Source organism: Pandoraea commovens (assembly GCF_902459615.1).
GTDB classification, from domain to species: Bacteria; Pseudomonadota; Gammaproteobacteria; order Burkholderiales; family Burkholderiaceae; genus Pandoraea; species Pandoraea commovens.
The window spans coordinates 180125-192976 of the sequence record NZ_CABPSA010000004.1 but is presented as its reverse complement, the minus strand read 5'-3'; the positions used below and the strand labels follow the sequence as shown (position 1 = coordinate 192976).

The 12852-nt window shown below is 61.7% G+C and carries 13 protein-coding genes; 5 read left to right on the top strand and 8 right to left on the bottom strand.

Annotated features, from left to right (window positions below; all coding sequences use genetic code 11):
- Window positions 1–165: 165 nt before the first annotated feature.
- From PCO31010_RS13730 to PCO31010_RS13720, 3 genes are all read right to left on the bottom strand, one after another.
- Window positions 166–2097, bottom strand: coding sequence for an ATP-binding cassette domain-containing protein (locus PCO31010_RS13730; RefSeq protein WP_150664769.1), 1932 nt, complete (start codon window positions 2095–2097; stop codon window positions 166–168).
- A 126-nt stretch (window positions 2098–2223) separates the two neighbouring features.
- Window positions 2224–2703, bottom strand: coding sequence for a GNAT family N-acetyltransferase (locus PCO31010_RS13725; RefSeq protein WP_150664768.1), 480 nt, complete (start codon window positions 2701–2703; stop codon window positions 2224–2226).
- 151 nt (window positions 2704–2854) lie between these two features.
- Window positions 2855–3088 (bottom strand): hypothetical protein, encoded by a 234-nt coding sequence (locus PCO31010_RS13720; RefSeq protein ID WP_150664767.1) that lies wholly within the window; start codon window positions 3086–3088, stop codon window positions 2855–2857.
- A gap of 146 nt (window positions 3089–3234) precedes the next feature.
- Here PCO31010_RS13720 and PCO31010_RS26645 point away from each other — a divergent pair, with 146 nt between their 5' ends.
- Window positions 3235–3390, top strand: coding sequence for a hypothetical protein (locus PCO31010_RS26645; protein WP_174984725.1), 156 nt, complete (start codon window positions 3235–3237; stop codon window positions 3388–3390).
- 317 nt (window positions 3391–3707) lie between these two features.
- Here the strand turns inward: PCO31010_RS26645 and PCO31010_RS13715 are convergent, their stop codons facing one another.
- Window positions 3708–4223, bottom strand: coding sequence for a hypothetical protein (locus tag PCO31010_RS13715; protein ID WP_150664766.1), 516 nt, complete (start codon window positions 4221–4223; stop codon window positions 3708–3710).
- Between the two features lie 194 nt (window positions 4224–4417).
- Between PCO31010_RS13715 and PCO31010_RS13710 the strand changes: the two genes are divergently transcribed.
- The 3 genes from PCO31010_RS13710 (at window position 4418) to PCO31010_RS13700 (ending at window position 7678) form a co-directional block, all read left to right on the top strand.
- Entirely contained in the window at window positions 4418–4618 is a 201-nt protein-coding gene (locus PCO31010_RS13710) for a hypothetical protein (RefSeq protein WP_150664765.1), read from the top strand.
- Window positions 4619–4767: 149 nt separating this feature from the next.
- Window positions 4768–6486, top strand: a complete 1719-nt coding sequence (locus tag PCO31010_RS13705; protein WP_150664764.1) for a glutamine--tRNA ligase/YqeY domain fusion protein — start codon at window positions 4768–4770, stop codon at window positions 6484–6486.
- A gap of 160 nt (window positions 6487–6646) precedes the next feature.
- Entirely contained in the window at window positions 6647–7678 is a 1032-nt protein-coding gene (locus tag PCO31010_RS13700) for an urea transporter (RefSeq protein WP_150664763.1), read from the top strand.
- A gap of 307 nt (window positions 7679–7985) precedes the next feature.
- On the opposite strand, the gene PCO31010_RS13695 is transcribed toward PCO31010_RS13700, so the two are convergent.
- Window positions 7986–9482 (bottom strand): cryptochrome/photolyase family protein, encoded by a 1497-nt coding sequence (locus tag PCO31010_RS13695; RefSeq protein WP_150664762.1) that lies wholly within the window; start codon window positions 9480–9482, stop codon window positions 7986–7988.
- Window positions 9483–9621: 139 nt separating this feature from the next.
- Here PCO31010_RS13695 and PCO31010_RS13690 point away from each other — a divergent pair, with 139 nt between their 5' ends.
- Window positions 9622–10035: a hypothetical protein gene (locus PCO31010_RS13690; RefSeq protein ID WP_150664761.1), complete on the top strand. Its 414-nt coding sequence runs from the start codon at window positions 9622–9624 to the stop codon at window positions 10033–10035.
- A gap of 292 nt (window positions 10036–10327) precedes the next feature.
- Here PCO31010_RS13690 and PCO31010_RS13685 read toward each other — a convergent pair whose 3' ends face one another.
- From PCO31010_RS13685 to PCO31010_RS13675, 3 genes are all read right to left on the bottom strand, one after another.
- The gene (locus PCO31010_RS13685) at window positions 10328–10837 is read right to left on the bottom strand and encodes an MgtC/SapB family protein (protein ID WP_150664760.1); all 510 of its coding nucleotides are present in this window, start codon (window positions 10835–10837) and stop codon (window positions 10328–10330) included.
- A 25-nt stretch (window positions 10838–10862) separates the two neighbouring features.
- Window positions 10863–11993, bottom strand: coding sequence for a DNA polymerase IV (gene dinB, locus PCO31010_RS13680; protein ID WP_150664759.1), 1131 nt, complete (start codon window positions 11991–11993; stop codon window positions 10863–10865).
- 74 nt (window positions 11994–12067) lie between these two features.
- Window positions 12068–12766 (bottom strand): hypothetical protein, encoded by a 699-nt coding sequence (locus PCO31010_RS13675; RefSeq protein WP_150664758.1) that lies wholly within the window; start codon window positions 12764–12766, stop codon window positions 12068–12070.
- Window positions 12767–12852: the final 86 nt, after the last annotated feature.

Sequence of the window (12852 nt, the reverse complement as noted above, 5' to 3'; positions counted from 1 at the left end):
CGGGTGCGCGCGATGCCTGCCGACGCACGGCAGGCGCATCGCGCCCGATGAATCGCGGCCTATTGTACTGTCACTCGGACTGCACCCGAATGACATGGACCAATAGCCCAATGAAACGCGGCCGGAAAACCGGCCGCCTACGACGTTGTTACTGCGCAAGCGTACTCACGTGTTTTCGCCGCGCTGCTTGGCTTCAAGCACTTCCCAGCGTTCGAGCGCTTCGAGCAATTCCAGTTCAATCGCTTCGAAACGTTCGGACAGCGCCGCACCCGCAGCCGGATCTTTCACAAAGATCGAACCGTCTTCGATCTGCGCTGCGGCGTCCTTCTGCTCGTTTTCCAGCGAGGCAATGCGCTCCGGCAATCCGTCCAGTTCACGCTGCTCCTTGTAGCTGAGCTTGACGGTGCGGTTGGTGCCGCGCTTGGACGCTGCCACCGATTCCTTAGGTGCTTCGTCCACCGGTGCACGCTGCGCAGCGAGTGCCGCCGAGCGTTCGCTCTGCACTTGCCAGTCAGTGAAACCGCCCACGTATTCACGCCAGTTGCCGTCGCCTTCGGCCGCGATCACCGAGGTCACCACGTTGTCGAGGAACGTCCGGTCGTGGCTCACGAGGAACACGGTGCCGGAGTACTCCTCCAGCAGTTCTTCGAGCAGTTCGAGCGTCGGGATGTCGAGGTCGTTGGTCGGTTCGTCAAGCACCAGCACGTTGGCCGGACGCGCAAACAGACGGGCCAGCAACAGACGATTTCGCTCACCGCCCGACAGCGACTTCACCGGGGAACGTGCGCGCTCGGGTGAGAAAAGGAAGTCGCCGAGATAGCTCATGACGTGCTTGCGCGCGCCATTGATTTCGATCCAGTCGCTGCCTGGGCTGATGGTATCGAGCAGACTGCGTTCGGGATCGAGCTGCGCGCGCATCTGATCGAAGTACGCGACCTGAAGGTTCGTGCCGACGCGAATTTGCCCGCTGTCCGGCGTGATTTCGCCGAGGATCAGCTTGAGCATCGTCGTCTTGCCCACGCCGTTCGGGCCGACCAGGCCGACCTTGTCGCCGCGCATGAGCGTCGCCGAGAAGTCACGCACGATGGTGCGTCCGCCGTACGCTTTCGTCACGTTAGTGAGTTCGGCCACGATCTTGCCGGACTTCTCGGCCTGCGCCACGTCCATGCGCACGTTGCCCTGCTGCTCACGACGTTCCGCGCGCTCGTTGCGCATCGTCTTCAGACGCTCGATACGTGACACGCTGCGCGTGCGGCGAGCCTCGACGCCCTTGCGGATCCACACTTCTTCCTGCGCGAGCAACTTGTCGAACTTCGCATTCTCTACGCGCTCGATTTCAAGCTGTTCGGCTTTGCGTTCCTGGTACTGCGTGAAGTTGCCGGGATAGGAGAGCAGACGTCCGCGATCGAGTTCGACGATGCGTGTGGCCACGCGGTCGAGGAAGCTCCGATCGTGGGTGATGAAGAGCAGCGCACCGCGATAGCCGACGAGCAATTCTTCAAGCCAGCGGATGGCGTCGAAATCGAGGTGGTTGGTCGGTTCGTCGAGCAGCAGCACATCGGGTTTGGCCACCCATGCCTGCGCGAGCGAAACGCGCTTTTGCATCCCGCCGGACAGCGCCCCCACACGTGCGTGGCCCTCGAGTCCGAGTTGCGCGATCGTCGTCTCCACGCGGGTCTTCAACTGCCACGCATCGGCCGCATCCAGCGACGATTGCAGGCTGTTCAGGCGGGCGAGCAACGCGTCGTGTTCTGCGCCTTCCGGTGCCACCGACAGCGCTTCTGCAGTGCGGTCGTACTCGGAGAGCAACACGTGCGAATCGCCGAGGCCAAGCGCCACGGCATCGAATACGGACTGCTCGGGATCGAACTCGGGCTCCTGCTGCACGTAGACGGTGTGCAAACCGGCCTGACGGGCCACGAGGCCATCGTCCGGCGCGGTGAGGCCCGCCACGATCTTGAGCAGCGAGGACTTACCGGCGCCATTGCGTCCGATAAGTCCGACGCGCTCACCGGCTTCGAGCGAGAAATCGGCATTGTCGAGCAATGCCAGGTGACCGAACGCCAATTGGGCGCCGGTGATGGAATACAAGGCCATGTGTCGGGAAACGCGTGAACTACGATGGGAGATATTGTAGTGCCGGGCGCGATGGCCCGGCCGATATTGCATTTTTCTGCTTCGCTCAGCGTGCGATTGCGCAATCCGCAAACGCGCTGTCTGCCACTACTGCGGCTGCACTGCGGGGCGCACCATTTCGATATGCATGATGCCGTCTTCGTCATATGGCTCACTCGCCTTGACGAAACCGAACCCGCCATAAAACGCTTCGAGATGCGCCTGCGCGCCGATGCGCACCGCAGCGGTGGGCCATTGCGCTTCGGTAATCGCCACCGCCCGCGCCAACAGCTCGCGACCGAGACCGGTGCCGCGATGCGCAGCGGCGGTGATCACGCGTCCGATCGACGCTTCGTCATAGGCGAGCCCGGGCGGCAGAAGTCGCAAATACGCTGCGATTCGCAGGTCGCTTGCCGGGTTCGCGCTGTCGCGCACTTGCGCGACCAGATGCAGGCTGTACGGATCGCGACCGTCGATGTCCTGATACGGGCACTGCTGCTCGACCACGAATACCGCGTTGCGTGCGGCGAGGATTCGGTAAAGCAGCGCGCTGCCCAGTTCATCGAACGACTTGCACATCCATTCCATTACCGACTCTCCAGCCATTTCAGTGCGAAAGGCCGGACTATAGCACCGTCGCAAAGCGACGATGCCAGCATCGCGCACATCAGATATGGGGGAAGAAACGGGAAAATGCGGGAAAAATCGGAACGAGGTAATGCGCAAGCGGCCGTCGACCTTATTGGTAGTAGACGATGCCCTGCTCGATATCCGCGCGAGCGTTGCGCTCCGCGTCATCAAGGGCGTTACCTTGCGTGGCAAAACCGTAGGCGCTCTGAACCTGATAGGCACCCACTTTTTCCATGCCGCACTGTGTCGGGCGGTGAATCTCGTAGAACGCGTCCCAACGAGCGTTGTCTCGCTCGACTGCACGGACGCTGTACTGGAATTCTTGGTATTGCGATGTTTTCATTTTGTATCCTTCTTTACTGCAAAAAATTTGACTAATAACTATCCCTCTCGAATCGGCTTACGGTGATGAGAGTGCAATTTCGCACAAATGTTTCCGTGAAGTGCACGCAGCCTATCTGCCCAATATGACGGTAATGCGACAAAAGCATGACTGACATACGACAGACGACGCTGCTGAACGTCGCGCACGGCAAAAGACCGGGTGCGATCCGTCATGCGCTCGCAAGGCGCAATTCGGGTGTTCTGTACGACTTCCTGTTTCGGGGATCGATGGCCAGCCGTTTTGTCGAAACGGCGGCGTGAACGTCTAAGCGTTCAAGGTGACATGCGTCGGCACATCGTGCGACACATCTGTAGTGATTTTCGTGCCACACGTTGGCTGACGGTGCCGGGCGGGTGGAACACCTGCCGGGCGCTTCATGCCACGGAAGACTGCCTTCAGCGGATCCGAAGGTGACGGACGCACGATTGCAGTTGAGGCATCATAACAGAAAAATCTGTTAATTGCACCAAAGTGCGTTCACCCGACATATTGACCGGCCGACGGCACAACGCGCGCACTGCCGCCGGGCGGGTCACTGCCCCGTCCCTCAAGGGGTTGCGGGGCATTCATGAGGTCTTCAGGCGGCCGCTGCCCGCTCCTCCATCTGGCGCAGCACCCAGTACATATATCCCGCGAAGGCACCGAAGATGATGTGCCCCGCCAGCATCGTCCAGCCGCGCGACTCGGTGAACCACGGGAACATCTGCGTCATGACGTAGAAATTGACGACGTACACGACCAGCCCGAAGACGCCACCGGCAACCGATACCGTGACGACATCCGAATCCAGCCGGAACGGCGCAATGATGGCCCCGAGCACCACGCCGAGCACGACACCGATGGCCGCATGCACCATCAGCGCCATGGCCACGATCGACACGTCGAATGTTGCGGGCTGCGACAGGATGCCGGGGCCAAGCACGATGGCGGCCACCATGCGGGGCGGCACCCACGGACTCTGCCCCGAGACGAGCAGCACCATGAGCATTTCGACAGCAGAAAAGAACGCGCAGGCGACAAAACCGGCAACGGCCGCAGCCGCCCAGTCTGGCGAGCGATGCGTGTAGCGATGCGAGCTGAGATGCAGTTCCATGACTTCCTCCCATGAGGGGGACCGAAGCGCGATTGGCACAACTGCCGCAATTGGCCCCACCGGCGCACCCGGCAGTGTTTTCAGGATAGGACACAATCCGGGAACCGTTGGGAAGCCGGGCAAAGCCCCCCTGTCCGTCTGCCTATACTTGCCGGTACGCCCTGCAATGGGTGGGGCGCTTCGGGAGACATCTCATGGCTAACTCGTCAGGCTTGCTTGCTCTGCTCGTCAGCATCGTGCTCATCGGCTTCCCCGTTTGGCGGATTCTCACCCGGCTCGGCTTCTCCCCCTGGTTCACGGTGCTGGCGTTCATTCCGGTCGTGAACGTCGTCTCTCTTTGGCTTCTGTCGTATGCCAACTGGCCGATCCAGCGCAGCACGGTGCAGACGACCTGATCGGGGCCCGCGCGGTCCCGGATCCATCGGATGTGAACCACAACGACCGGCATCACGGTGTGATGCCGCGTCGACGCCCGATCAGACGCTCGCCCGTGGTGCAATGCGGTACGGTAGAATATTCGCCAAACTCCGAACACTGGACAGGCATGAGCACAGAGCTGAACGCGGCATCCAATTTCATCCGCAACATCATTGACGAAGACAACCGCTCGGGCAAATGGGGCCAGCGCGTGGAAACGCGCTTCCCGCCGGAGCCCAACGGCTATCTGCACATCGGTCACGCCAAGGCGATCTGCGTGAACTTCGGCATGGCGCGTGATTACGGTGGTGTGTGCCACCTGCGCTTTGACGACACCAACCCCGAGAAGGAAGAGACCGAATACGTCGACTCGATCATCGATATGGTCAAGTGGCTGGGTTTCAGCTACCAGACGCCGCAGAAGGAGCACCTCTATTTCGCCAGCGACTACTTCGAGCAGCTTTATCAGGCTGCCGAGATCCTGATCCAGCGTGGCAGCGCCTACGTCGACAGCCAAAGCGCCGACGACATGCGCGCCAACCGCGGCACGCTCGTGGAGCCGGGTAAGGATTCGCCGTTCCGCAATCGTACGGTCGAGGAAAACCTGGACCTGTTCCGCCGCATGCGCGCGGGCGAATTTGCCGACGGCACGCACGTGCTGCGCGCGAAGATCGACATGGCATCGCCGAACATCAACCTGCGCGATCCGGCCATCTACCGTATCCGCCACGCACATCACCACCGCACGGGCGACGCATGGTGCATCTACCCGATGTACACCTACGCCCACCCGCTCGAAGACGCCATCGAAAACATCACGCACAGTCTCTGTACGCTGGAGTTCGAAGATCAGCGTCCGTTCTACGACTGGGTGCTCGGCCAGTTGGCTGACGCGGGCATGTTCTCGCGCCCGACGCCGCAGCAGATCGAATTCGCCCGTCTGCAACTGACGTACGCCATCACGAGCAAGCGCAAGCTGCGTCAGCTGGTCGACGAAAAATACGTCGACGGTTGGGACGATCCGCGTATGCCGACGCTGGTCGGCCTGCGTCGCCGTGGCTTCACGCCCGAGAGCCTGCAATTGTTCTGCGACCGCATTGGCGTGGCCAAGTCGGCGTCGTGGATCGACATGAGCATTCTCGAGCAAGCCCTGCGCGACGACCTCGATCCGAAGGCCCCGCGCGCCACGGCCGTACTCGACCCGCTCAAGCTCATCATCGATAACTATCCGGAAGGCCAGCAGGAAGACTGCCACGCCCCGGTGCACCCGCACTTTCCGGAGCGCGGCATGCGCACGTTCCCCATCTCGCGCGAGCTGTGGATCGAGCGTGAGGACTTCCAGGCAGAGCCGGTCAAGGGCTTCTTCCGTCTGTTCCCCGGTAACAAGGTGCGCCTGCGATACGGTTATGTCGTGGAATGCACCGGCTTCGACACGGATGCCGACGGCAACGTCACGGCCGTGCATTGCAACTACTTCGAAGACAGCCGTTCGGGCACGCCGGGTGCAGACAACTACAAGGTCAAGGGCAACATCCACTGGGTCAGTGCGTCGCACGCGCTGGCGGCGGAAGTACGCATCTACGACCGTCTGTTCCTCGATCCGAACCCGGACGCTGGCGAAAAGAACTTCCTCGACGCCCTCAACCCGAACGCCAAGCGCGTGACGCAAGCCTATGTCGAACCGGGCATGCTGAACTTTGCGCCGGACGATCGCGTGCAGTTCGAGCGCCACGGCTATTTCGTGGCCGATCGTCACGATTCGGCCCCGGGCAAACCGGTGTTCAACCGTATCGTTTCGCTCAAAGACAGCTGGGCAGTGAAGCCAGCCAAGGGCGGCGGCAAGTAAGCCGCGCCCCCGTCGTCCACAAAAGCCCGCGCCATCAAGCGCGGGCTTTTTGCATTTTGGCGGGCTGTTCATCGAAATTTGCAATACCGACTATAACGAGTCGGCGCGCCCGGTCATCGGGGTTCGGCGTAACCTCGCGCCCTAGGCTCAGCGCCGCGCTATGTCTGTTATGTCCGCGATGACGCGACAGACGGTGGTCGATTACGCGCTGGTCATCCGCCTCGCCCGATCCATCGCCACCCTCATGTCCCTGCCTCGTCCATCGTCCGTACCGGCGTCGCTTTCTTCGATGACCACGCCCTCATCGACCGCCCAACAGCATCGGTTGATCGGCGAATTGCGCGGAACGATGGCCAACTTCGCTCAAATCTATTTCATTCCGTCGGCCGGGATCGGTGCTTTGTTGCTGGCGGTACTGGCCCTCTCGGATCTGGCCGCCGCTTTGACCGGACTGGCTGCCAGCATCACGGCATCCGGGGTCGCCATCGCGATGCGCTTGCCGCATGCGCAACGTCACACGGGCTTATTCGGCTACAACGGCGCGCTGACGGGGATTGCCTTTGGCGCCCTGTGGCAGCCGGATGGGGTGTTTGCCGCATGGCTGGTCGTTTGTGTCGCCCTGACGGTTATGGCAACGGCTACCCTCGCCCGACGAGAACTTCCCGCGCTGACGGGACCGTTCGTCGCCGTCATGGCCCTTTCGTGGGCCATGTTGCCGTGGCTCGAACTCTCGCCGAGGATGGGTTCGCTCGCTTGCGATGTAGGCTCACCGGGCTTCGTGTTCTGCTCCGTGGGACAGGTCGTCTTCGTTGCACCGCTGGTGCTGGGCTTGCTGATGTGGTACTTGCTGGCGCTCTGGAATGCCCGCGCGACCGTTTGGGCGCTCGCAGCCGGGGTAACGGTCTGGGTGATTCTGGTCGTACTGGCTTCGCGTTGGCCGTCCATGGCAGCTCAGGCGGGCGGTGTCGGCATCAACGCTTTCCTCGCCGCGCTGGGTCTTGGCGTTTTCGGACGCCGCCTCACAATGCGACTCACCGGAGCCGCGCTCGCGGCCGTGATTTGCGTGATTCTGGGCGGCTGGCTAACCCCGCGCGGATGGCCGTATTTCACGCTACCGTTCAATCTGGCCGTGTGGATCGTGCTGGGTGTGACGGCCAGGGATCGGCAGGGTCGACGCGCAGGCGACGCATAAAAAAATACCCGGAACGCTGACGTTCCGGGCACTCGCTCAACGCGAACCCCGTGGTTCGAAGCTGCCGTCTGTGCGGCGAAGGATTTTCTCCAAGCTTCCCCGTGTGGTTTTGGCCTGCCCTTGCTCATTTCAGAGCATCTTGAGCACATCGCTATTGTTTTACTGCTTCCTCCCTGACGCCCACTAACGCCCCCCGACGTTGCGAACCGATACCGAAGCCCAGGCCTCTTGCGTGCCATAACCGTATAAACGGCCGATAGCGGAAAAAGTTGACCGGGGTATACACGTATCGGGGTAAACCGGGGAATTAATCCTCTTCGTCGCTGCCTGCTGGCCGGGATGAAACCGCCGGCGTCTTGACGACCGCGTATCTCGCCAGCGTCTCCTTACGCGCCACGTCGTGGGCCACCACCGGTTGCGGGTAATCGCGTCCGAGCGTCACGTTGGCGTCAGCCAGCGTCTGCGCGTCGGCGCGCCACGGTGCGTGGATGGCCTTGTCGGACAAATACGCCAGTTCAGGCACGTACTTCCGGATAAAGCGTCCCTCCGGGTCGAACTTCTCGGACTGGGTAATCGGATTGAAGATGCGGAAGTACGGTTGGGCGTCACACCCGGTCGAAGCGGCCCATTGCCATCCGCCATTGTTCGCGGACAAATCGAAATCGTTCAACTGACGCGCGAAATATGCCTCGCCACGACGCCAGTCGATGCCGAGATCCTTGACCAGAAAACTGGCCGTCACCATACGCAGCCGGTTGTGCATATAGCCGGTCTGGTTGATCTGACGCATGGCCGCATCGACTAGCGGATAGCCCGTGCGCCCTTCGCACCACGCCTTGAAATCGGTATCCGCCGCATCGCCCGTGGCCCACTCAATGGCGTCGTATGCCGGTTTGAACGCGTTGCCGACAACCTCCGGGTGATGATGCAGGATCATGAAGTAGAACTCGCGCCAGATCAGCTCGCTCAGCCATGTTTTCGCGCCATTGCCTGCGTCCCCGCCCTTGAGCATCGCGGCGTGCGCCTCGCGGGCTAAAGTCCGGATCGACACCGTGCCGAAGCGCAGATGCACGGACAGATAGCTCGGACCGCGCACTGCAGGGTAATCGCGTCGTTCGTGATAGTGCGCCATGCGCGGCAGGAAATCGTCCAGCAACTGCTTTGCGCCGGACTCGCCCGCGGCAATGGCCATACGACGTGCGTCGGGTACTTCAAAGCCCAGCGATGCCATCGACGGCACCTCGCCAGCCCCATGCGACGGCTTCGCAAGCCGGTGCCAATCCGCCTTACGACCGTGCGGCGCAAGGTCGACCGGACGCACCTGCTTCAACCAGGCGCGCGAGTACGGTGTGAAGACACTGTACGGCTCACCCTGCGCCGTCAGAATCTCGCTCGTATCGAAAATCACCTGGTCTTTGACCGTCTCGAAAGCAATGTCCAGAGCCTCAAGCGAGCGCGCAACCGAACGATCCCGCTTGACGGCGTCCGGCTCGTAATCTCGCCCGGCAAAGACAGCCTGCACGCCGAGCGACTTCGCCAGCGTGGGAATCTGCTCGGTCGGGTCACCGTGCCGGATGATCAGCCCACCCCCCATGTCCGCCAACGTCTGCACCAATTCGCTTACGCTGTCGTGGATGAACGCGACGCGTCGGTCGTCTCGCGGCAATTCGCCGAGAATCGTCGTATCGAAGACGAACACGACAGACACCTCACCGCAGGTCGCAAGCGCCTGTGCCAGCGTCGCGTTGTCGGTACAGCGCAGATCGCGCCGCAGCCATACCAGCCCTTTTTGAAATTCGCTCATGTCTGATTGGCGCCGCAGGGACGCGCCGGATCCGTCAAATCCCGTACCATAGCGAGATCGTGGACTTTACGCCATCGGCCTCGATTACCTTATGACTCGGAAGTTTCCGATTTTGGCTTTTCCCCGCCGCGCAGCCCCGGTGCTGTTTTCCCTTGCTGCCGTCGCGATACTCGCTGCTTGTGCCGCTCCCTCGGGCCCTCATGCGAATGCGAACACCTCGGCACAACGCCCCGCAGCAGTCGATCCGGCCACGTTGCGCGAGCGTCATCTGGCCGCTGCAGACGCGGCGGCGGATCAGTACCGCACCTGTCTGTATGGCCACGTCGCGCGCTACGTGAATCTGGTACCCGACCCGATTCGACTGGCCGACGAAGCCGCCACCGAATGCGCCCCGATCACCCAACGATTCCATCGCGAACGTCAGGCAGCCATCGTGACGTACACCTCCCCTTCAGATGCCGCACAGCAAGCTGACGCTGCGACGCTCTCCCTACAGGCTGACGGTTTGCGGGTGGCCCGTGCCCGGGCGACGGAGTTGCGTGCGCTTCAATGACGCAACGCGCGCAGCTTCACGCTTCAAACGCTTGGAAGAAAATTAGTCGCAAGAGCGGGCGTCGATTACGTAGTCACCCGAACGTGCTTTCCCTAATCGGGCAAGCCCCGATTGGCGAAAGATGGTCCGGTGACCAAAATGAAATCGCCCTCTTACGTCCTTTTGGGGGTACTGCGACAACGTCATTTGCCCGCTTCGGCGGGCATTTTTCTTCGGTATCCGCAGGAATTTGCCCATGACGTCGAGGGCGAGGAGGCAGCGATGTGTGTCTTCTGCATAAGCCACGTGGATGTCACCTGCCGTCGTGCCCATGCCGCGCCGACGCGTCCTCGTCCTGCGAGTCCTTCACCGGTTCGTCGTGCCCCAGCCAACGGTGCGCGAGCGATTCGATACGCCCGCCGAGTGCCAGCACGATAAGTAGCAACACCATCGCGACAAGGGCGATATGCCAGCGGCCCAACCCACAGATGATGCCAATGCCTGTGGTGCTCCACAGCGCCGCCGCCGTGGTGAAGCCGTGCACGGAGGAACCGCGACTCGGCCGGATGATGCACCCGGCCCCAAGGAACCCGATCCCTGCCACAATGCCCTGCACAACCCGGCTCACGGACGAACCGTCATAAGGCAGAGCCGTTCCCGGAAACGGTACGACGGCAAGCACGAACAACGCGGATCCAAACGACACAATGGCGAGCGTTCGCAAACCGACCGACTTGTGGTGCAAGTTGCGATTGAGCCCGACCAGCCCGCCGAGAATCAATGCCGCTGTGAGCCGCAATGAGACTTCGATGATCTCCGCCATCCCTCACCTCGCTCGTCTACGCGATCTAAGTTTCCGATGGGGCATTATCACCTGATGCAGGCGATGTGAGGGACGCCCCGTCATCCCAGTCGTCAAACAGGCGCAACTGACGCGTTGCCTGTGCTTCGAGCAAACGCACCCCGACTCCCATCAATCGCACCGCACGTCGCTTGCGTCCCACCGCTTCTGCCAGCAGTTCACGGCATTGCGCCGGATCGACGCCTAATGCGCCTGCCTCGGCCGTCGTCCGTGAGAAATCGGCAAATCGAATCTTCACGAAAACCTTCGCAATCGCCAACGGTTCGCTGCGGCGCGCACGTCCGATTCGCTCGGACAACTGACGAAGCAGCGGCTCCAGCGCCGTTTCGCACTCCGCCAACGTGCGCAGGTCGCGCGTGTACGTCGTCTCGACGCTGATCGATTTTCGCTCGCGATCCGGGCTGACCTCCCGGGTGTCGATACCACGACAGCGCTCGAACAACCGCTGCCCGAATACGCCGAAACGCTCGGTCAGATCGGCCATCGAATGGCTGCGTAGATCACCGCAGGAATCGACGCCCAGCGCCCGCAACTTTTCCGCCGTCACCTTACCCACGCCAAACAAACGCTCGACCGGCAGTACGGCAACAAAAGCATCGACCTCGGCAGGCTTCACGACGAACATGCCGTCAGGCTTACGCCAGTCGCTGGCGATTTTGGCGATGAACTTGTTGGGCGCAACGCCGGCCGACACGGTCAACCCAACTTCGTCCGCGATGCGCGCACGGATCTCGCGCGCAATCAACGTGGCCGAACCACCGCAGTGTTCACTGTCGCTAACGTCGAGGTACGCCTCGTCAAGCGACAACGGCTCGACCAGATCCGTGTAATCGCGGTAGATCGCCATGATCCGCTTCGACGCTTCCTGATACCGATGCATCGACGGCGGGATGATGCGCAAGTCGGGACACAATTTGACGGCCTGCGCGGACGGCATGGCCGAACGCACCCCAAAGGCACGCGCTTCGTAATTGCACGTCGCCACCACACCGCGCTGATCCGGCTGCCCGCCGACAGCCAGTGGTATCCCGCGCAACGACGGGTCGTCCCGCATCTCGACGGAGGCGTAGAAACAGTCGGCGTCGCAGTGGATGATCTTGCGCTGAGGGGAGGTCATGGTGGCGGGCGAAAACACTGTGCAAATATACAGCATTTGCGCATTTTTCGCGCTTTATCCGTAACACGTCCGCATCAACGCACCGGCAAAAACTGAAGGAACTGCGCGCCCAGCAAGTTCTGCACGTAGCCGATCCCTGCCCGTCGATACTTCTCGTCCAGCATCTCGGCCAACAGGTCCAGCCGTCCGATGACCTTGCCGAACTCCCGTTCAAAGCTCACGTTGCGCACGTCGGACATTTCGTTGGCCAGCAGCAGCGGCTTGCCTGCCATGTCCCGGCGACTCCCCAGCAGCCACGCCGCGATCTCCACGTTGCGCGCCGCGTTGTAGATACGCTGTGCATCGAGTCCGTCACTCAGATAGAACACCGTCGTGCCACCATGCGCCGTAATAATCGTGTCCGAGAGACTGAAGACGAAGGCCGCTACACGGTCGCCTGCGAATGTCGGATCGAGCGACAACGACAGGGCGCGGACATCGCGGAAGTCCTTCAGATCCGCGAGCGTGCGACGCCCTTCAATCGCGGCACGCAACTGCGCCATGGCTTCGGCTTGCGTCGCCGCGCCCCCCTTGCGCCATTCGCGGGGATTGCGCTTATAGAGCTTGTCGGCCAGAAGATACAAGCTCTCCAGATTCGCCCGCATGCCCAGCGTCGCCATGCGATTGATATCCGTTTGTGCGAGATCGGCCGTCGTCATCGATGTCGAGCGAACCTTTCCGTGATCCGCAGGGGCATCCTGATACGACACACATCCGGTCAGAATCGCGATCATGGGCACGGCACAAAGAACGGCAGCCGCCGCGAGCCGTCGTCGCACGCGTGGATGAGTCTGAGTCGGTGGTTGGGGAAAGTCGAACC